At 65.4% G+C, this 18,999-nt stretch carries 24 protein-coding genes; 11 read left to right on the top strand and 13 right to left on the bottom strand.

Annotated elements, in window-relative coordinates; translation table 11 throughout:
* Positions 1 to 261: 261 nt before the first annotated feature.
* The gene (locus HB634_RS01820; protein WP_213947294.1) at positions 262 to 594 is read right to left on the bottom strand and encodes a high-potential iron-sulfur protein; all 333 of its coding nucleotides are present in this window, start codon (positions 592 to 594) and stop codon (positions 262 to 264) included.
* 155 nt (positions 595 to 749) lie between these two features.
* Here HB634_RS01820 and HB634_RS01815 point away from each other — a divergent pair, with 155 nt between their 5' ends.
* Both HB634_RS01815 and HB634_RS01810 read left to right on the top strand, forming a co-directional pair.
* Entirely contained in the window at positions 750 to 1,394 is a 645-nt protein-coding gene (locus HB634_RS01815; protein ID WP_213947293.1) for a methylthioribulose 1-phosphate dehydratase, read from the top strand.
* Entirely contained in the window at positions 1,391 to 1,966 is a 576-nt protein-coding gene (locus tag HB634_RS01810; protein ID WP_213947292.1) for an acireductone dioxygenase, read from the top strand. The genes HB634_RS01815 and HB634_RS01810 overlap by 4 nt, the downstream gene beginning before the upstream one ends.
* Positions 1,967 to 1,981: 15 nt before the next feature.
* Here HB634_RS01810 and HB634_RS01805 read toward each other — a convergent pair whose 3' ends face one another.
* Positions 1,982 to 2,161 carry a hypothetical protein gene (locus HB634_RS01805; RefSeq protein WP_213947291.1) on the bottom strand — a complete coding sequence of 60 codons (180 nt, stop codon included), beginning with the start codon at positions 2,159 to 2,161 and terminating at the stop codon, positions 1,982 to 1,984.
* Between the two features lie 315 nt (positions 2,162 to 2,476).
* Here HB634_RS01805 and mtnC point away from each other — a divergent pair, with 315 nt between their 5' ends.
* Together mtnC and HB634_RS01795 are read left to right on the top strand one after the other, a co-directional pair.
* Positions 2,477 to 3,160 carry an acireductone synthase gene (mtnC, locus tag HB634_RS01800; protein WP_213947290.1) on the top strand — a complete coding sequence of 228 codons (684 nt, stop codon included), beginning with the start codon at positions 2,477 to 2,479 and terminating at the stop codon, positions 3,158 to 3,160.
* Positions 3,144 to 4,193 (top strand): C13 family peptidase, encoded by a 1,050-nt coding sequence (locus HB634_RS01795; RefSeq protein ID WP_213947289.1) that lies wholly within the window; start codon positions 3,144 to 3,146, stop codon positions 4,191 to 4,193. The genes mtnC and HB634_RS01795 overlap by 17 nt, the downstream gene beginning before the upstream one ends.
* Positions 4,194 to 4,304: 111 nt before the next feature.
* On the opposite strand, the gene HB634_RS01790 is transcribed toward HB634_RS01795, so the two are convergent.
* From HB634_RS01790 to HB634_RS01780, 3 genes are read right to left on the bottom strand one after another with little or no spacing between them, the layout of a single operon-like run.
* Positions 4,305 to 5,108 carry an amidohydrolase gene (locus tag HB634_RS01790; protein ID WP_063573726.1) on the bottom strand — a complete coding sequence of 268 codons (804 nt, stop codon included), beginning with the start codon at positions 5,106 to 5,108 and terminating at the stop codon, positions 4,305 to 4,307.
* Complete coding sequence (locus HB634_RS01785) at positions 5,096 to 6,241, bottom strand: pyridoxal phosphate-dependent aminotransferase (protein ID WP_063573727.1); 1,146 nt, start codon at positions 6,239 to 6,241, stop codon at positions 5,096 to 5,098. Before HB634_RS01785 ends, HB634_RS01790 begins: the two co-directional genes overlap by 13 nt.
* Before the next feature lie 9 nt (positions 6,242 to 6,250).
* Positions 6,251 to 7,279: a LysR substrate-binding domain-containing protein gene (locus HB634_RS01780; protein WP_213947288.1), complete on the bottom strand. Its 1,029-nt coding sequence runs from the start codon at positions 7,277 to 7,279 to the stop codon at positions 6,251 to 6,253.
* A gap of 121 nt (positions 7,280 to 7,400) precedes the next feature.
* Here HB634_RS01780 and HB634_RS01775 point away from each other — a divergent pair, with 121 nt between their 5' ends.
* Positions 7,401 to 7,988, top strand: a complete 588-nt coding sequence (locus HB634_RS01775) for an FMN-dependent NADH-azoreductase (protein WP_063573818.1) — start codon at positions 7,401 to 7,403, stop codon at positions 7,986 to 7,988.
* A 121-nt stretch (positions 7,989 to 8,109) separates the two neighbouring features.
* On the opposite strand, the gene HB634_RS01770 is transcribed toward HB634_RS01775, so the two are convergent.
* The 6 genes from HB634_RS01770 to HB634_RS01745 form a co-directional block, all read right to left on the bottom strand.
* Positions 8,110 to 8,256 carry a hypothetical protein gene (locus tag HB634_RS01770; protein WP_157504460.1) on the bottom strand — a complete coding sequence of 49 codons (147 nt, stop codon included), beginning with the start codon at positions 8,254 to 8,256 and terminating at the stop codon, positions 8,110 to 8,112.
* A 239-nt stretch (positions 8,257 to 8,495) separates the two neighbouring features.
* A complete protein-coding gene (locus HB634_RS01765; RefSeq protein WP_255548313.1) occupies positions 8,496 to 9,308 on the bottom strand; it encodes a ribonuclease H-like domain-containing protein in 813 nt (270 codons plus the stop codon).
* 137 nt (positions 9,309 to 9,445) lie between these two features.
* On the bottom strand, positions 9,446 to 11,863 hold the full coding sequence (locus HB634_RS01760) for a DEAD/DEAH box helicase (RefSeq protein ID WP_213947286.1): 2,418 nt from the start codon (positions 11,861 to 11,863) through the stop codon (positions 9,446 to 9,448).
* A gap of 89 nt (positions 11,864 to 11,952) precedes the next feature.
* Entirely contained in the window at positions 11,953 to 12,177 is a 225-nt protein-coding gene (locus HB634_RS01755) for a hypothetical protein (protein WP_063572613.1), read from the bottom strand.
* Positions 12,178 to 12,278: 101 nt separating this feature from the next.
* Positions 12,279 to 12,518 carry a hypothetical protein gene (locus HB634_RS01750; RefSeq protein WP_063572612.1) on the bottom strand — a complete coding sequence of 80 codons (240 nt, stop codon included), beginning with the start codon at positions 12,516 to 12,518 and terminating at the stop codon, positions 12,279 to 12,281.
* A 72-nt stretch (positions 12,519 to 12,590) separates the two neighbouring features.
* Positions 12,591 to 12,995 carry a hypothetical protein gene (locus tag HB634_RS01745; RefSeq protein WP_213947285.1) on the bottom strand — a complete coding sequence of 135 codons (405 nt, stop codon included), beginning with the start codon at positions 12,993 to 12,995 and terminating at the stop codon, positions 12,591 to 12,593.
* Positions 12,996 to 13,137: 142 nt separating this feature from the next.
* Between HB634_RS01745 and HB634_RS01740 the strand changes: the two genes are divergently transcribed.
* From HB634_RS01740 to HB634_RS01730, 3 genes are read left to right on the top strand one after another with little or no spacing between them, the layout of a single operon-like run.
* The gene (locus tag HB634_RS01740; protein ID WP_063572610.1) at positions 13,138 to 13,542 is read left to right on the top strand and encodes a hypothetical protein; all 405 of its coding nucleotides are present in this window, start codon (positions 13,138 to 13,140) and stop codon (positions 13,540 to 13,542) included.
* A gap of 37 nt (positions 13,543 to 13,579) precedes the next feature.
* Positions 13,580 to 13,969, top strand: a complete 390-nt coding sequence (locus HB634_RS01735) for a hypothetical protein (protein WP_213947284.1) — start codon at positions 13,580 to 13,582, stop codon at positions 13,967 to 13,969.
* Complete coding sequence (locus HB634_RS01730; protein ID WP_213947283.1) at positions 13,926 to 14,699, top strand: SOS response-associated peptidase; 774 nt, start codon at positions 13,926 to 13,928, stop codon at positions 14,697 to 14,699. The genes HB634_RS01735 and HB634_RS01730 overlap by 44 nt, the downstream gene beginning before the upstream one ends.
* On the opposite strand, the gene HB634_RS01725 is transcribed toward HB634_RS01730, so the two are convergent.
* Both HB634_RS01725 and HB634_RS01720 read right to left on the bottom strand, forming a co-directional pair.
* Positions 14,680 to 15,111, bottom strand: coding sequence for a hypothetical protein (locus HB634_RS01725; protein ID WP_213947282.1), 432 nt, complete (start codon positions 15,109 to 15,111; stop codon positions 14,680 to 14,682). The two genes, HB634_RS01730 and HB634_RS01725, sit on opposite strands and share 20 nt — an antisense overlap.
* Positions 15,112 to 15,163: 52 nt before the next feature.
* Positions 15,164 to 15,886 (bottom strand): murein L,D-transpeptidase catalytic domain family protein, encoded by a 723-nt coding sequence (locus HB634_RS01720; RefSeq protein ID WP_213947281.1) that lies wholly within the window; start codon positions 15,884 to 15,886, stop codon positions 15,164 to 15,166.
* Between the two features lie 134 nt (positions 15,887 to 16,020).
* Here HB634_RS01720 and HB634_RS01715 point away from each other — a divergent pair, with 134 nt between their 5' ends.
* The 3 genes from HB634_RS01715 (at position 16,021) to HB634_RS01705 (ending at position 18,984) form a co-directional block, all read left to right on the top strand.
* Positions 16,021 to 17,757: a L,D-transpeptidase family protein gene (locus tag HB634_RS01715; protein ID WP_255548312.1), complete on the top strand. Its 1,737-nt coding sequence runs from the start codon at positions 16,021 to 16,023 to the stop codon at positions 17,755 to 17,757.
* 52 nt (positions 17,758 to 17,809) lie between these two features.
* On the top strand, positions 17,810 to 18,541 hold the full coding sequence (locus HB634_RS01710) for a 2OG-Fe dioxygenase family protein (protein ID WP_213947280.1): 732 nt from the start codon (positions 17,810 to 17,812) through the stop codon (positions 18,539 to 18,541).
* Positions 18,542 to 18,615: 74 nt separating this feature from the next.
* Complete coding sequence (locus HB634_RS01705; RefSeq protein WP_197478427.1) at positions 18,616 to 18,984, top strand: BON domain-containing protein; 369 nt, start codon at positions 18,616 to 18,618, stop codon at positions 18,982 to 18,984.
* Positions 18,985 to 18,999: the final 15 nt, after the last annotated feature.

Raw genomic sequence — 18,999 nt, 5'->3', positions numbered from 1 at the left:
AACTGCCATTGGCCGGTCGCCCCCGGAGGGGAGTATGATCCCGGTTCCGTGGGTAAATCACTTGGCAGTGGGCCCCGGATTGCCGCTCAGCGCGTCAGGCGAGTCAGCTCCTCGGCCTGGCGCGCCTGAGCTGCATTTTGTGTCTCACATGAATATTTCGGACAAAAAAGCCAGCCTGCGGGCTGGTTTTTTTTGGCTCTTTCGCGTCTGCGGGGGGCGGCTCGCGGCAAAACGCGAGGCCGAGGGCGAGCCCTCCCAGCCTCAGATCATGACAGCGTGGGAAATGCACCAGCCCTTGCTGGCAACGGCCTTGCCCGGGAAGAGCTGGCACGGGCCCCAGGCGGCAGCGGCCTTGCCCTGGTAGAAGTTGCAGTTCATGCAGGCGTCGCTGGCGGTCTTCTTGCCCTGGGCTTTGCTGCCGTCCTCGGTGTATTTCAGGGCGGCCGCCGTGGGATCGGAGGGCGAAAGGTGGGGCAGGTCCTGGGCCCGGGCCAGGCGCGGCAGGGTGCCGAGCACGGTGGCTACGGCAACGCCGCCGGCGGCGACCTTGAGGAAACGCCGGCGCCCCTCATTATTCGTATCGTGTTCCGACATGGGTAAAACCTCCGTCGATGGTGATCCGGCCTGCATCTGGGCCGGTGCTGACCGAAATCGTACCCGTTCACGGAAAAAGGAGTGGTTCCCATTAGCGCGGGGACCGGTTTCCGGCCCGTGGTATATTCGCCCCCTGTTTGGACGTCCAAATCCCCATGCCGAAGACCCTCTCCCACGTCGATCCCGCCCTGCTGGCCGAGCGCGCCGATGCCATCGCCGACGCCGCACGCGAGTTGGCGGCTTTTGGCTGGACGCCCGCGACGAGCAGCAACTTCTCGATGCGCATCGACGACGATCTGGCCGCGATCACTATCTCGGGACGCGACAAGGGACGCCTCGGCCGCGACGACATCATGGTGGTGGACATGGAAGGCAAGGCCGTCGGCTCGGACAACCGCCCTTCGGCCGAAACCGGGCTCCATACGCAGATCTATCGGCGTTTTCCTGAAGCCAACGCGGTGCTTCACACCCATTCGCGCACGCAGAGCGTCGCCTCGCGACTCTTTGCCGCGGAAGGCCGTGTCCGGCTGGAAGGATGGGAGCTGCAGAAGGCGATTTCCGGTTACACCACGCACGAAAGCGTGCTCGACATCCCCGTTTTCCCCAACACGCAGCAGATGCCCGAGCTGGAGGCCCAGGTGGACGCCTGGATCGACGGCGGCAAGCCGCTGTATGCCTATCTGATCAATGGCCACGGCATTTATACCTGGGGCCGCGACATGGCCGAAACACGCCGCCATCTCGAGGCCCTGGAATTCCTGCTGGGCTGCGAACTCGACCTGAGGAGGCTTTCCCCATGAGCCGTCTGCGTATCTACGACGACAACCAGCACGACACCCCGGTAGTGGTCCACACCGCGCACGCCGACATCGCTGCCGCCCTGAACGCGGTAGGTGTGCGCTTCGAACAGTGGGAGGCGACGCAGGACATCGCCCCCGGCGCCACCCAGGACGAGGTCATCGCCGCCTATCGTGCGGACATCGACCGCCTGATGGCCGAGAACGGCTACCAGTCGGTAGATGTCATCAGCCTCAAGCCCGACAACCCGGACCGCGCCACCTTCCGTCAGAAGTTTCTGAACGAGCATACGCACAGCGAAGACGAAGTCCGCTTCTTCGTCGCCGGGGCCGGCCAGTTCACCCTGCATATCGACGGCCGAGTCTACGAAGTGCTCTGCGAAAAGGGCGACCTGATCGGCGTGCCCGACGGCACCCCGCACTGGTTCGACATGAGCGAATCGCCCTACTTCGTGGCTATTCGCCTGTTCACCAATACGGAAGGCTGGGTGGCAAGCTTCACCGGCGAGGACATCGCCGAGCGCTTCCCGCGCATGAGCCCGCACCCGTCCGCCAAGGCATCCACCGCCGCCTGAGTCGAATGTGCGTGCTCAGGCGCGCACCACCTCGTCAACCACCTCGCGGATCACGCGCGCGAGGTGGTGGGCGGCCTCAGGCGAGCCCGCACCGCGAACCAGCAGATGAATCCCCGTCGACGGCAAGGCCGGCAGGCCCCATGTCTCGCTGACCGGCTTCAGTGCGGGTGGCACGTGCAAGGCCGTTCGGGGCACGACCCCGAGTCCCGCCTCCGCCGCGGCCCACAGCGCCGATACGCTGCTGGCCACCCGCCGATGAAATCCCTCGCGCTCGTTCGCGTATCGAACAGGACGGCTCGCTCGCCCAGGCCTCGCTGGACTTCGTGACCCGTCGTGGCGATGACGGCAGCGTCGGCTGGAAGGTTCTGCAACTGGTGAAGACCGCCGACGGATGGAAGATCGCCAGCGAGTTCTTCACGGTGCGGAGCCTGCGCTGAGGCTCGGGCATTTCGCCTCCACGTCGCGTCGTTTATCCTGCTGAATCTCCCCGCTCCGCAGGTAAGCCCTCTCATGTCCGACATCCGCGCCGTCCTCACCGACATCGAGGGCACCACCAGTTCAATCGACTTCGTCAAGGACGTACTCTTCCCGTACGCCCGTAAGCACCTGCCGGCCTACGTCGAAACACATACCGACGAAGCCGAGGTGCAGCACTGGCTTTCGGAAGCGGCGAAGGAAGCTAACATTGTCGAGGCCTCGCGCGGCGAGATCATCGACCTGCTGATCGGCTGGATCGACGAAGACCGCAAGTCCACCGCACTGAAGGCCCTGCAGGGTCTCATCTGGCGGGAAGGCTACGAGTCCGGTGTGTTTACCTCCCACATGTATCCCGAGGTGGCCGCGCGGTTGCGCGCCTGGCACGCCCAGGGCCTCAAGCTTTACGTGTATTCGTCGGGCTCGGTCGCCGCGCAGAAGCTGCTGTTCGGCTTTACCGAGATGGGCGACCTGACCCCGCTCTTCTCCGACTACTTCGACACCCAGACCGGACACAAGCGCGAGACCGATTCGTACCGGAAGATCGCCGAAGCCATCGGCCTGCCGCCCGGCCAGGTGCTGTTCCTCTCCGATATCAAGGAAGAGCTGGACGCTGCGCGTGAGGCAGGCATGCGGACCACCCAGTTGATCCGGCCGCCACAGGCGCTGACGGATGCCGGCCACCCTGCCGTGGCGGATTTCGATGCCATCACACCTTGATCCACGGCGGCGGACGCCGATCTATGTGCTGGGCGCCTTCGTCGCCGGCGTGCTGCTCACCGTCGGCGTGCTGCACCTGGGCCCTGCCCCTGTAACGGCAACCCGCGAGCCCGTTGCGGCAACCTCGCCCACCCCTGCCGCCACGGCGCCGACCGGGGCCGCACCCGCTGCCGCGACGAGCACGGCCACCGACGATGAATCGGTGGATGTCGACTCCGGCGACTGGCCGAACGACGCGCCGACGCCGGAACAGATCTTTACCGCCCAGCCGGAAACGTTACGCAAGGCCGTCGCCGCCCTGGCCCCGCGCACGCCCGGCAAGACCAACATCTACGCTCTGGCTTTCGGCGGCGATGGGTCGGAAGACGTCTTCCGCAACGAGGCCGAGTACGTCGACACGCTGGTGAGCAAGCGCTTGGCCAGCCCCGGTCATACACTGGTGCTGGAGAACAATCCGGCGACATTGACGACGCGGCCGCTCGCAAGCTGGACCAATCTCGAAGGTGCGATCGACGGCCTCGCGAAGGTCATGGACACGCGTGAGGACATCCTCGTCGTCTATCTCGCCACGCACGGTGGAAGCGATCACTCGCTCCTCGTCGACATGGATCCCATCCCGCTCGACCAGCTCGACGCCGATGGCGTCTCCGAAATCCTCTCGCGGCACGCCTTCCGCTGGAAGGTGGTCGTGGTCAACGCCTGCTATTCCGGCGGCTTCGTCCCGAAGCTGAGTGGACCGGGCACCCTGGTGATGACCTCGGCACGCACCGACCGGACCTCGTTCGGCTGCGGCGTCGACTCGGACATCACATATTTCGGCCGCGCGTGGCTCGTCGATGGACTGAACGCGACGCCGGACTTCGTCGAAGCGTTCGGCAAGGCGAAAACGGAAATCGCTGCGTGGGAGAAGAAGGGCGCGCTCGAGGCGTCCGAGCCACAGATCGCTATCGGCGAAGGGATCGAGGACAAGCTGGCGGCGTGGCGGAAGAGCCTGAAGCCGGGCGCAGCGGTTCCGTTCGAACCCGCGAAGTAGGAGCCGATTCATCGGCGAATGGGTGCTTGCGGCAGCCTTGCCCGCCGCCGCGGGATCGCCGATGAATCGGCTCCCACGAAGAGCCGGTTATCCGGTTAACTGATTGGCCGGTCAGGCCGAGGTATCGAGGGCGAAGCGGTCGGCGTCCATCCACGCCGGGAAACGCTCGCGGTGTGCCTTTAGCGAAGCGGGGTCCAGGACCACGGTGATGACCTGCTCCTGCGCGCCCAGTTCCACCAGCGGCTCGCCGACCGTGTCGATCACGGCGCTATCGCCGGCGTAAGGCAGATCGTTGCCGTCCACGCCGACACGGTTCACGCCGATGACGTACGCGAGGTTCTCAATCGCGCGCGCCCGCAGCAAGGTCCGCCACGGATGGCGCCGCGCCGCCGGCCAGTTAGCCACGAACAGCGCCAGGTCGTAGTCCATGCCGCCGGCCGCTTCTTCGCGACGTCCGTTGCGCAGCCATACCGGAAAGCGCAGGTCGTAGCAGACCTGCGGCAGGATGCGCCAACCTTTCAGTTCCACGATGAGGCGCTCGTTACCGCCGCCGTAGCGTGTGTGCTCGCCCGCCATGCGGAACAGATGGCGCTTGTCGTAATACGCCAGCGAACCGTCCGGCGATGCCCACAGGAGCCGGTTGAAGACCGTATCGCCTTCGCGGATCACCAGGCTGCCGGTGAGTGTGGCGTTCACTTCGGTGGCCAAAGCGCGCATCCACGCCACACTGACGCCGTCCATCGTTTCGGCGTTGCCGAGCGTGTCGTTAGTGAAGCCGGAGAGGAAGGTCTCCGGAAGCACGATGAGGTCGCTGGGCGCTGCGCCGCGCACCAGCTTGCCGTAATAGTCGCGGTTGCCGGCGGCATCGTGCCAGCGCGTCGCGCCCTGGACGAGGGAAACGGTCAGAGTTTGCACAGCAGCTCCGCAGCGGCTTCCATGGTGGCGTCGTTCTTGGCGAAGCAGAGCCGGACCAGCCGCGTATCCGGCGCACTCTCGTAGAACGGGCTAAGGGGAATCGCGGCCACGCCGCCTTCGCGCACGAGCCATTCGCTGAAATTGATGTCATCGAGATCGCGGATGGCGCTGTAGTCGACCAGCTGGAAATAGCCGCCCGGAACATCGAGCAGTTTCAACCGCGATGGTGCGATCAGTTCACGGAAACGATCGCGCTTGGCCTGGTAGAACGCCGGCAGTTCGAGGTAATGCTCCGGCGTGGACTCGAGGAACTCGGCGAATGCCCACTGCGCCGGACTGAACGTGCAGAAGGTCAGGTACTGGTGAACCTTGCGGAACTCGGCCGTCAATGCCTTGGGCGCAATCGCGTAGCCGACCTTCCAGCCCGTGCAGTGGTAGGTCTTGCCGAACGACGAGACCACGATACTGCGCGTGGCCAGTTCCTCGTGGCGCAACACGCTCTGGTGTTCCGCACCGTCGAACACGATGTGTTCGTAGACTTCGTCGGACAACACGACGATGTTGGTGTCGCGCACGATGGACGCCAGCTCGTCAAGGTCGGCTCGCGAAAGCACCGCCCCCGACGGATTGTGCGGCGAGTTGATCAGGATCATGCGGGTTTTCGGCGTCACGGCCTCACGCACGCGTTGCCAGTCGATGCCGAACGCAGGCAGCGTCAACGGGATATGCACCGCGGTCGCGCCCTGGAGTTCGATGGCTGGCTCGTAGCTGTCGTAGCAGGGGTCGAAAACGATCACTTCCTCCCCTGCCCTCACCACGGCGGCGATAGCGGAGAACAAGGCTTCCGTGGCACCCGAGGTGACCGTGACCTCGGTGTCCGGGCTGACCCGATGACCGTACAGGCGCTCGGTTTTCGCGGCAATCTGCTCGCGCAGCTTTGGAATGCCGATGCCGGGGGCGTACTGGTTCTTGCCCTCGGCCATCGCCCGCGTGATCGCTTCGCGCAGGGGCTCCGGCGGCTCGAAATCAGGAAAGCCCTGGCCCAGGTTGACCGCCTTGTGTTCCAGCGCGAGCTGGCTCATCACGCTGAAAATGGTCGTGCCGACCTTGGGAAGCTTGGTTTCGAGCTGCATCGAACATCCTTACTCGTTTGGATGGCCAAACGTGGCCGAAGGGCTCGATCCTAACATGCGCGCCATCTTGATCGCTCCTGCCTGGCTGGGATCGGCCGCCACCTTGTCGCAGTCCTTGTGGAACTCGGCCTGCGCCTTGGGCAGGCGATCGGCGAGGAAGTCGACGAAGCTGCGAATGGCCGGCAGCAGGCCACGGCGGCTCGGGTAGACGAAGTGCAGCGTCCCCTGGGCCGTGGTGTACTCGGGCAGCACCCATTCCAGCTCGCCGCTGGAAATCAACGGGCCACAGTAATCCTCGGGTAACAGCGCGACGCCACAGCACTGCACGGCAGCCGCGATCAGCATCGAGAAATCGCCACTGACCAGCCGCGGTTTGACCTCGACGGCGGCCTTCTTGCCGTTGGAGTCGACCAGCTCCCACACCTGCGCGCCTTCATGCTCGTACATGGACAAGGCCGGCAGCGCGGCCAGTTCGTCGAGGGTCTTCGGGCGACCGTTGCTGTCGAGGAACTTCGGGCTGGCCACCAGCAGGTTGCGCGCGAAGCCGATGCTGCGCAGGACCAGGGTGGCGTCCGTATCGAGCTTCTCGCGCACCCGGATCGCCACGTCGAAGGCTTCGCCGATAACGTCGACCCGGCGATTGGTCGCGGTCACGCGCACCTGCACCTTGGGGTGTTCGAGCAGAAAGGCCGGCAGCATCGGACCGAGCACGTTCTGGGCGAGCGAGACGGGACAGCTCACGCGCACGATGCCCCGCGGCTCGGTGCGCAGCTCGTCCACGGCGTCCTGCGCCGCCCGTGCTTCTTCCAGAACGGCGCGGCAATGGGCGTAGAAGCGCTCACCGATTTCGGTGACGACGAAGCGACGCGTGGTCCGCTGGAGCAGCCGCACACCCAGCCGATCCTCCAGCTGGGCGATGCGCTTGCTCAAGCGGGACTTCGGGATACCCAGGGCGCGCCCGGCGGCCGAGAAGCCCCCGTGCTCGACCACGGAGGCGAAGAAGTACAGATCGTTGAGGTCCTGCAGCGCGCCTTCCATCGGAATCCGTCGTTTCTCATTCGGAACAATGAGTCTACTCCAGGCGGGCTAATCAGGCGATTGTCGCCGGCGTATCGTTTCCTCCGTCCCGCATCCTGCGGTCTACGACTGAGGAACACCCATGAAACTCCTGCATCTCGATGCCAGCGCGCTTGGCGCCTATTCTGTTTCCCGCGGTCTGACGGCGGCCGTCGTGGCGGAGTTCGTGAAGAACCACCCGGGCGTCGACGTGACCTACCGTGACCTGCACGCCGCACCGCTCGGCCATTGGGGCCTGCCGGCCGGTGAAAACGATCCGGCTGCCGCCGAGAACGCCGCGGTTCTCGAGGAATTCCTCGCCGCCGACGTCATTGTCATCGGTGCGCCGATGTACAACTTCGGCATTACGAGCTCGCTCAAGGCCTGGATCGATCGCATTGCCGTCGCGGGCAAGACCTTCCAGTACACCGCGGCCGGCCCCGAGGGCCTGGCAGGTGGCAAGCGCGTGATCATCGCGTCCTCGCGTGGCGGCGTTTACAGCCTCCCGGGTTCGCCAGCTGCCGGCATGGACTTCCAGGAGCCGTACCTGCGCGCGGTGTTCGCCTTCCTCGGTGTCACCGACATCGAGTTCGTCCGCGCCGAGGGTGTCGCCATGAGCGACGACCACAAGACGCAGGCGATCGGTGGCGCTATCGCTTCGATCGGTGGACTGCTGCGCAAGGCGGCCTGAGTCCGTTGTGGGAGCCGGCTATGCCGGCGATGGGGGTGCGGCACCCTGGCTATCGCCGCTGAAGCGGCTCCCACATTTGGCGGCTCCCACATTTGGCGGCTCCCATATTTGCCTGTCACCATCAGGAGCCCTGCTTGCCGGGCTTCTGGTTGGGATTATTCTGAGATTCCTTCGGATGGCCTTCGCCGGGCACCTTTGGCTTTCCCTGCGACGGCTTGAGATTCTCTTCGCGGTAGCCGGACGTCGGCTGTTTCTTTTCGTCGGTCATGTTGTACTCCTCGCGTATCGTCGTCAGCGCCGCTGTTGGCAGGCCGCATGGCCGCACTCGCAGGCGCCACCCACGTTCTGGCTTTCGGCCGCCATGCGGCAACTTTCGCTGCAGAAGTCACGCGACACCGGGACCTGGCAGTTGCACCCGTCGTGATCGCAGGGTTTGGTCGCCTCGCTCATGCCTTCGCCTCCTTACCGCTTTCAACGGGATTCGAGCGAGCGTGCGCGGAACCGCGTCTATTTTTCGTTACCGTGCAGCGAACCTTCCTGCGCATGCCGTGCATCCAGCGCGGCCCAACCGTGCGCCTCGACGAGCAGGCCGCTGAGGCTGCGCACGTCCTGCAGGTTGTGTGCAGCGACGCGCACGAGATCCCCTGACGACCCGCCGCGAAGATACGTGAGCCATGCCCGCGGTGCTTCCGATCCCGGCAGATCGTCTTCGCGCACGATGCGCAGCAGGTTTCGTTCCGCCGTCTGCATCTTGCAGTTCTCCCACACCTGGCGGTATCGGCGGCGCACGGGGTGCAGCAGATCGACATGCGTCAGCCCGGTGAGTGGATTCGTCATGCGAGCGAGCCGATAACGCGTCGCGAGCAGTGGCGCGTCGTAGGATTTTCCGTTGTAACTGACCAGCACCGTGTCGGCGTCGATCCAGTCGGCGAACGATCGCAACATGGCGCTTTCCGCCGCCATGGTGGTTATGTAGAGCTGGCGTACGCGCAAGCCGCCATCGTGCCAGTCGGCCGCACCGATCATGAAGGCGCGTGTGCCGGTGCCGCCGGCGAGCCCCGTGGTTTCGGTATCGAAATGCAGCACGTGTTCGCGACGCGCGCTGGTGAGGCGAGCGAACGTGAGATCGAGTTCGGACGGCGCATCGGGCCACGCGTAGCGCTGCTCGAGGTAGCGCAGACCAGGGGCGATCTCCTCGCCGGGGACGTCACGGCTAAAGGTGCGTGGTGGCATGCGCGGCTGGCCGAGGCGCTCGCGCACCCCCGCCATCCGGCGCAGGGCCGCCAGGTCGACGCCAGGCTTCTGTAGGAGCCGATTCATCGGCGATTCCGGCGGAGCGGGGCCGACCTTGTTCGGACTGAGGCCGGGTTGGTTCGCCGATGAATCGGCTCCTACAGAAGCTGGAGATCGGCCGCCGGCCTGCTTACGGAGGGCGGCCAGTCTCGAGGCGAGGTCGCTCATGCGGCGGCTCCGAGCAGGCGTAGCACGCGCGCGGCGAGTGCGCGCGGCGTCTCCTCCCGGTTCTCATCAGCGGCGAGCACGGGGCCGACGCAGGCGGGGCAGCCAGCCTTGCATTCGCAGCCTTCGATCGTGGCCAGTGCATGCGTGACAAGCTCCGGCGCACGCCGGAACAACGGCTCGCTGAGGCCGACGCCCCCGGGAAAGTTGTCGTAGAGATAGACGGTGGGCAGGAAGCGCTCGAGCGCGTCCGCCAGGGCGAGCCCGCCATCCTGCGCACGAATCTGTCCACGACCCGCGGCATCCACCTGCGCCGACCAGCCGCCGTCGCCCGAACCCACCGCCTTCTGCAGGTCGCGCGGCTCAGCCATCACCGCCACCACGGCCGCCGTGTGCAGCGCATAGGCCGCACCGAGGAATCCGTCGAGCGCGTGCTGGCGTGAGCGAAACGCTTCGTCGAGCACCGTCTGCGGCAACTGCCACCAGACGGCGGTGGAATGAAGCTCCTGGTCGGGCAGGTTCACCGGTCCATAGCCGATGTTCTCGTGCGTGTAGTAACGAATCTTCTTGTAGCCGGACACGCGACGCACGACATGCACCTCGCCATGACGTGCACTGCCCTCGCCCGCCTTGCTACCGTCGAAACACTCGAGCTCTTTCAGTTTGGTGTAGTCGATGGCATCCGTGTAGTAATCCACGCGCGTGCGCGTGCAGTACGCCTTGCGCCCGTCCCAGTCGAGTTTTTCGACCTGGTAAGGCACCGACTGGATCATGTGGATCGCTCCCTCGTACAACGTCAGCGCCGCGGCCGAGTAGTCCACCTCGGCGATGATCGTCTGCCTGCCTTCCGTACGGTCGACGACGACGAAATTGCCATCGGCCACCGAGCGAAGGCTCACGGCGTTGGCCGGGTAGCTGTCGGCAATCCATTCCCAACGCTCGCCTTCCTGGTGCAACACCTCCGCTTCGGCGAGGACCTGGAGATACGGCCCGGCATCATCGGGGCCGAACGCATCCCCCGCGACGAACGGCAGTTCGAAGGCGGCACAACGGATGTGGTCGAGCAGGATCAGCGGCTGGTCGGGCTGGATGCGCGCCTGCTCCGGGGTCGCCTCGGTAAGGAAGGCCGGATGTCGCATAAGGTACTGGTCGAGCGGCGCACTGGTGGCGACCAGCACGCCGAGCGACGGCTGCTGGCGTCGTCCGGCGCGACCGAATCGCTGCCACGTGGCGGCAATCGAGCCCGGATACCCATTGAGCACGACCGCGTCGAGGCTGCCGATGTCGACGCCGAGCTCCAGCGCGGACGTGGACACGATGCCGTCGACGTTGCCCGCGCGCATCGCACGCTCCACCTCGCGCCGCTCGGTGGGCAGGTATCCGCCACGGTACGCGCGAATGCGCGCCGGCAGTCGCGTGTCGTGATCGAAGACATCCTTCAGGTATTTGGTGAGTACCTCGACCATCAGCCGCGACTGCGCGAACACCAGTGTCTTCATCTTCGCCTTGATCGCCACACGGGCGATCAGGTTGGTCTGCGACCGTGCGGATGCGCGCAGACCGAGATCCGGGTTGATCACCGGCGGGTTCCACAAAAGGATGTGCTTGTCGCCGCTCGGCGCACCGCTGCGCGTGATGGTGGCGACCTCGTCCTCGATCAGGGCCTGGGCATGTTCGGTAGCGTTGCCGATGGTGGCCGAGCACAGGATGAACTGTGGTTTCACCCCGTAGAATGCACAGATGCGCTTCAGGCGCCGCAACACGTTGGCGAGGTGCGAGCCGAACACACCGCGATAGGTATGGATCTCGTCGATCACCACGTAACGGAGGTTTTCGAAGAACTGTGCCCACTTCGTGTGATGCGGAAGAATGGCCTGATGGAGCATGTCGGGATTGCTGACGACCACATCGCCGTGCAGGCGGATAGCCTGACGCGCGTCGCCCGGGGTGTCGCCGTCGAAAGTGAAGGCCTTGACGCCGAGGTCGCCCGCCCGGTTCAACTCGAGCAACTCGGCGACCTGGTCCTGGGCGAGTGCCTTCGTCGGGAAGAGGTACAAGGCCTTGGCGCCGGCCTCCAGCACCGAGGCGATCACCGGCAACGTGTAGCAAAGCGTCTTGCCCGAGGCGGTCGGCGTCGATACGAGGACATGACTGCCCGAGCGGGCGGCTTCCCAGGCCTCCTGCTGGTGGCTGTAAAGGCGCTCGATACCGTGGGCGGTCAGTGCCTTCGACAGGCCGGCGGGCAGATTGTCGGGCAAGGGTACGAACTGCCCTTCCCGACCGAAGACGGTGAAGGCCGTCGCGACCCGGTCGCTGTATTTGTCGCTGAGTCGCCGCGCAAGCGTGCTTCCGTCATGGTTAGTCGCCAGTGCGGAATCCGCCTCGTCGGTCAGGCGGGATGTGAGGTAGGCGGCCATGGCGGCATCCGGGAGGCAGGGACGCCTCTTATCCCGCCCGGCGATCTCAAATCGTGCGACGCCTGCCGAAACTGTTCATACCTCGAGGGTCAGGGCGTGCCCCCGTCGGCAACCCGCCAGATGCCGGCTTCATCCTCGACCTTGATCGCCACCTCATGTCCCGGCAGATTCTGGATCGAACTGGTGAGGGTCAGCGCATGGCGCATGGCATCGTCACGGGTCGCGAACTGACCGACCAGTTCGGCATTACGGCGCAGGGTCCACTGACCGTGTGCCGAGGCATTGAAGGGAACGTAGAGGATCGTGCGCTGCAAGGATGACACTCCGCCGGAGAGGGCCGGCGGCCCTCATGCAAGCGAAGCTAGGTGGCTTATCGTCGCGGAGGCGTTACGAGGAGGTCGCCGGGCCGGTCACGTCAACCGGCCGAGGTGGTGCGCGCCAGGTCGAGCCAGTCTGCATGGCTGATGCCCCGCTCCATCGCCGCATTCACCGCCACCCGTTCGTCCTCGAATTCTTCGAGCAGCGTGATCATGACGAAATCACGCGGGCCCGCATGAAGTGCGGGCTCGACGATGTACGCCGCTTTCCAGACCCCGGAGGGTGCTCTCAGCGTCCGTACTTCCACCGAATACTGGCCAACGGTTCGACGATGCACGATGCCACTCCCATTCGGGCGGTTGTGCCTGTCTCGATTCTTACGCCCTCACGGCGAAGATAACAAGCCGCTTCAGGCCTTGGGCGGAGCCTGTGCCGTCAAGCCCTCGCCGCTGGCGGGGATCGAGAAGGATTTCGTCTCGCCCTGGCCGACCGACGCGTCGACATCCAGACGATCGCCGCTGCATGCGCCATGCGTCAGGACGCTCAGCTTGCGCGTGCCGGCAGGGACATGAAGGACCAGCTGTTGCCCAATTTCCATATCGGCCACGACCTTGTCGTCGAGATAGACGGCATTGGAGCAGCCGGCGCCCCACAGGCCTTGTTCGCGGACGATATTGAGCGTCGCGTCGCCATCGGTTGTGTCCTGATTCGAGAACGTGGTGCTCGAAAGGACGTCGTGTATGCCGACGTGGCGCTGGTTCTGGGTGGCGCAGCCGGCGAGCAGCACGACGCCGGCAAGGGCGAGATAACGCATGGGAGTGGCTCCGCGGGGAATGTGAAGAGCATTGGTTTCCGCCCGTGCACGATCTGTGAATACGCACCCGCATCAGCGCCGCCACGCCGCGTAGACACCCGCCCGCCAACAATCCCGCGCCACACTCCCTAAGGAAGCGCCCATGGCCAGCCGAGACTGGATCGACATCGAATCGTTTGAAGCGATCGACGACACCGAGCAATTCGACCGTCCTGACATTCCCCGTGTCGAGGCCGTGCTCAGCGGCGCACCCGAGCGCGACTGGCAGCAGTTCTTCATCGTCCGCGCCCGTGCCCTCGAACAGACCCACCCGGGGCTGAAGATGGAAATCCTCGCCGACCGACTGGGTTTTCACACCCGCGCCAGCAACGTCGAGGAGACCTGTCGCCTGGTCAACGACGCCGTGCAGGGCACCAATCAGGACTTCGCCGCGCAAAAAGCGGCGGAGGAGCAGCGCGTCGCCGATCGCAATCAGGAGGTTCGCGAACTGATGGCGCGGGTCAAGACGATCAACGGCGCCTGGCCGCCGCGGGAACCCACGGGCTGACACCCCACGGAGAGTCTGGGAGGGATAGAATCCGCCCATGAACTCTAATCCATCAGCCATTCCCTCCGCCCTGGTCTTCGATCGGGCGAGCATGGTTGCCGAGACGGTGGCCATGGTCCTCGAGGACGCCGGCTATCAGACCCGGGCGACGGTGACCTATCGGGAGGCCCGGCGCGCGTTTCAGGAAATGAGTGAGCTGGTCCTGATGGTGGTGCACGCGGACACCCCGGGCGAGCGGCGTGGCAGGGAACTGCTCAATGCCGCGCTTCGCGATCGGCCGGACACCGCCATCGTGATCGTATCGAGCCGGTTGCCGGAAGACCTCGAGCCGGCACCGCGTTCGGCCGTGTTCCTCGTCAAGCCCTTCGACCGCGAGCAATTGCTTGACGCCGTCGAACGGGCCCGCCTGGCACGGCCGGTCGCCTGACGGACGCACCGACGCCGTCGACATGTGCGGACGCTATGCCACCTATGGCCCGGTAAGCATGTCGCGCGATGCCCGCGAGGTGCTCGAGCGCCTCGAGCTGGACCTGACCAGCGAGATCAACCAGCGCGACGATCACTTCAATATCGCACCTACCCAGCGCGCACTCGTGGTCACGGCGGAAGATGCCGAACTGCACGTGGGTCTGCACCGATGGGGGCTCATTCCTTCCTGGGCGAAGGACATGAGCATCGGAGCGAAGCTGATCAATGCACGCCGCGAAGGCATCGCCGCCAAGCCCGCCTTCCGTGCCGCCATGCGCCGTCGGCGCTGCCTCATTCCCGCATCGGGGTACTACGAGTGGCAGGGCGAGAAAGGCCACAAGCAGCCGTTCTTCATCCGGCCGCCCGACGGCAGCCTGATGTTGTTCGCGGGCTTATGGGAAACCTGGCGCGACGCGGACAACCAACCGCTGCGCACGTACACCATCATCACCGGTGAACCCGGCAAGATCGGCGGCGACATCCACGACCGGCAACCGGTGATTCTCGCGCCGGATGCCTGGGAAGACTGGCTGTTTGCAGCGCCCGACAAGGCCGTCGCGCTGCTGGACGCGGCTAACGAACCGGACCTCGTCCACTACCCCGTGACGAAGGCCGTCAGCTCGCCAAAAAACAATGGGCCCGAACTGGTCGAGCCCATCGAGCTCCCGGTTACCGGGCCGGAGGCGTAGCCGACGACGACGGAGCAGCCGGTGCCATGGGGGCAACCGGTGCCGCGGGAGCTATCGGCGCGGCGGGGGCAGCCGACGAGAGGCACGAGATCGCTTCGTCGCGATAGCTGCTGTTGTAGTCGCTCTTCGGCTTCTTCAGTTCGTACATCACGACCTGCGAACCGGATCCGTTGGCCGTGATTTCCAGGCGCTCATAAGAGCCATCCTTGCTGGCCGTGACCGTACCCTTGGCGTCCTTCGCGTCGCCCTTGGCATCGGGCGCCAGCGCCTGCCACTTGGGCAACACGCACTGCACGTAGGCCGTCACGGTCTTGTCCGACTTGCTGCTGAGCTTGGGCAAGGTGTCCTTCATGCCGCTGGTGGCACAACCGGCGAGGAGGACGGTGGCGGCGATCGCAAGAACGTGTTTCATGCTGGATTCCACGGTTAGGTCCCGGGATTCTAGCGGGTTCGGACGCTTGCCATCAGCCACCGGCGCGAGCGATCGCGTTGGCTTCGACATGTGCCAGCTGGCCGTTCGTGCATTTGAGGTAGCCGGACGAGGCCAGCCAGCGTTTGTCGGGGTAGTACGAGAACACCATCTGTCCGCCCTTGAGGGCGTCGATCAACTGGTGCGCGATCGCGATACGGACGGCCGGGCAGCCCCAGCTGCGACCGATGCGACCCGCGACCTTCGCCATGGCCTCGTTCACATAGGCAGCGCCGTGAATCACGATGGCCCGGGCCAGCGCCTGGTCGTTCACACCGGCCTCGAGCCCGGTCAGCCTCAGCGAATACCCGTTCTTTCCCATGTAGGTATCCGACGTGCGAAAGAGGCCGATGCTGGAGGCGAGGCTCTCCGGCGCGTTGGAGAATCGTGTGGCATTCGCGTCACCACTGTTCTTGCCATGGGCGACCAGCTCCTGGAACAACAGCTTCCGCTTCACGGTATCGAACACCCACAGGCGCGGCTCCGAGGACGGCTTCGAATAATCGATCACGGCCAGGCGGTCGGAGGGGGCACCACCCTGTGTCTGCGCGCATTCCGATGCCTGGACGGCAAGTCCGATCACCTTGGGGTCGGCGGAGGGCGCCAGCTTGGCCAGTGCATCGCCGAGCGTGTCGGCGGCGTGGGCCTGGGCGGGGAGGAAAAATGCGGCGCCGAGGAGCGGCGCGGACGCGATAAGCGTTCGGAGCGATCGAATCATGCGGTGAGCCGGGTGGTGTTGCGACGGGGCATCCTAACGCGCTGATCATTTATTGACCACAACACCGTCACATCGCTGCCCTTGAACTGTGTGAAAGCGTGCAGTTACACCAACGAATCTGGAATCGATAGATAATGACTATGGAAAAATACGTACACGGCAGGCTTTGCGTATCGCTCATCGCCGCCCTCCTGCCGCTTTCCGTCGCGGCGCAAGCACCGCCAAGCGCAGCCTCCGCGGCCTCGCCTCCGCCGATCGTGGCCCAGCTACCCGCCACCGCAGCCACCGTCGCGGCACCCACGCCCCCACCCGCCGACGACCTCGTGGGTACCGCGATTTATGGGCGCATCCAGCAGATGACCCCTCTGCAGGGCGGTCCCTTGAGCCGGCCCGACGCCGCACTCGGCAAGGCGGTGAGCGACTTCTATGCCCAGCGCCACTTCACCGCCGCGTGGTCCCAGCCCGCTAACGTCCAGCAGCTGCTGGCCGGCCTCGCCTCGGTCGAAGGCGACGGTCTGCTTCCGGACGATTACGGCCTGACCGCCCTGAAAGCCACCACGGAGGCGCCCGACTGGGCCACGGCTTCACCCGAGCGGCGTGCGGATTTCGATGTCGCCGCGACCGGTGCGTACATCACCGCACTGGTCCAGTTGGCACGCGGCAAGGTGGACCCCATGCGCCTGGACCCCACCTGGAACTTCGATCCCGCCTCGATCGATGCACAGCAGGGCATGTCCATGCTGCAGACCGCGATCGACGAAAGCAGCGTGGACCAGGCCTTCGCCATGGCACGTCCGCAAAACCCGCTCTATGCCCAACTGCGCGACGCACTCACGCAGCTGCGCGCCACCGCGGCCCAGGGCGGTTGGCCCCTGGTTCCCGATGGCCCGTCGTTGAAGCCGGGCATGAAGGATCCACGTGTGGGTGCACTAAGGGCGAGGCTCGTCGCCGGAGGCTACCTGGACCCTACCCTCGCCCACGGGGATCGCTATGACTCGCCCTTGACCGACGCCGTAAAGCGCTTCCAGGCCGATCAGTACATGGACGCCGACGGCAGCGTCGGTACCGATACGCTCGCGGCACTGAACGTACCGGTCGAAACACGCATCGGCCAGGTGCGTGTGAACCTTGAACGCGCGCGCTGGCTGCTGCATGCCCTGGAGGGCACCTTCGTGGTCGTCGACGTGGCCGGCTACAAGATCAGTTTCTACCGGGATGGCAAGCCCGTGTGGAAGTCACGCGTGCAGGTCGGCAAGCCTTACCGCAGCACGCCGATCTTTCGCTCGCAGATCACCTACATCACGTTCAATCCGACCTGGACCGTCCCGCCGACGATCCTCAAGAACGACATCCTGCCGAAGGTCCGCGCCAACAGCGCCTACCTGGCCAACAACCGCATCCGCGTGCTCGACAGCGCCGGCAACACGATTTCCGCATCGGGTGTGAACTGGTCGAACCCGCGCGGCATCACGCTGCGTCAGGATGCAGGCCCGGGCAATTCGCTGGGCCAGGTGGTGATCCGCTTCCCCAATTCCTTCTCCGTCTACCTGCATGACACGCCCCACCAGGACCTCTTCTCGAAGGCCAGGCGCGACACCAGTTCGGGCTGTATCCGCGTCGAGCACCCTCTCGAACTCGTGCAGTTACTTTTCAACGACGACCAGAAATGGAATCGGCAGGCCATCGACGATCGCATCGCCACGAAGAAGACGCAGAACGTGACGCTACCCACCTCTGTACCGGTGCTGCTGGCCTATTGGACCGTGGACATCGGCGAGGATGGCAAGCTGGCCTACAAGCCGGACGTATACCAGCGCGACGGCGCGCTCCTTGCCGCGCTGGATAAGCCCCAGCCGCTACGCACGCCCTGAGCGGGCCTGTTTGCCGCAGGTGGCCCGGGCGTCGGGGTCGTATACTGGGGCGATGAACGTCCCCCTCGAAGCGACCGAAACCACCCTCCACGACCAGGTTCGCGACGAGGGCTTCGCCTTCGTGCAGGGTGACGCCATGCGCCGACTGGTCGAGCACATCGCGCCGGTGACCGACTGGGAGGCATTCGCCGCCAGCTGGAATGCGCTCGAGCCGGACACGTACCTCGCGGCAACCGGGCGCTTTCGCCGACGCCGCCATGCCGTGTTCGCTGCATCGCCGTTCGGTCACGTCGAAGCCCGCCCGCACCAGGCGCACTTCCAGACACTCTCGTACAACACGCTGCAAGGCGACATCGAGCGCTGGTTCGCGCCGGTGCTGCCGGAGATCGCCCAGAGCGAGACCCTGCGCGCGATCCTCGACTTCTGCCGTGACTTTTTCGGCGGACTGTCCCCGGAGGTGGCCCAGTGGCACGTCGAGGCACACCAGTTCCGTATCGAGGCCACGGCCGGTGCGGCAGGCGAGCCGACGCCCGAAGGCAGCCACCGTGACGGCGTCGATTACGTGTTGGTGCTCCTGATCGATCGCGAAAACATCGCCAGCGGCACGACGACGATTCACGCGCCCGACGGGCGTTCGCTGGGTGAGTTCACGCTCGCCCACGCATTCGACGCAGCCCTGATCCACGATCCGCGCGTGTTCCACGGCGTCACGCCGGTCACGCCGCTGGACCAGAGCAAGGCCTCCCACCGGGATGTGCTGGTCGTGACCTTCCGCGCAGCGTGACCATCGCGCCGGCTGCACCGGCGTTTCACGGTCGCTGAGGCGTACTGCGCGCACCGCAGCCACGGAGCCTCACCGTGACCACACGATCCACTGTCCTGTTCCTCGTCACCGCCCTCGCGGCGACCGCCGCGTTTGCCCAGGACGCGCCGAAAGCCGACAACACGAAGATCAACCAGCGCGACCGGCACAGTGGACAGACCACCGCCTTCGACCAGCCGAACGACGCGGAAGACATCAAGGTCGCCGCCGCCGTACGCAAGGCCATCGTGGGTGACGATTCGCTCTCCCTGTCCGCGCACAACGTCAAGTTCATCGCCTCCGACGGCACGGTCATCCTGCGCGGCCCTGTGAAGGACGAGGCCGAGAAGGCGCGCGTCGAGTCGATCGTGAAAGGCGTGCCCGGCGTGGCGAATGTCCAGAACCAGCTCGACAGCAAACACTGACCCGCGAGGACCATC

This window comes from Luteibacter sp. dw_328 (assembly GCF_018449605.1).
Taxonomy (GTDB): domain Bacteria; phylum Pseudomonadota; class Gammaproteobacteria; order Xanthomonadales; family Rhodanobacteraceae; genus Luteibacter.
The sequence above is the reverse complement of the archived record's forward strand: the minus strand, read 5'-3'. Positions and strand labels throughout refer to the sequence as shown.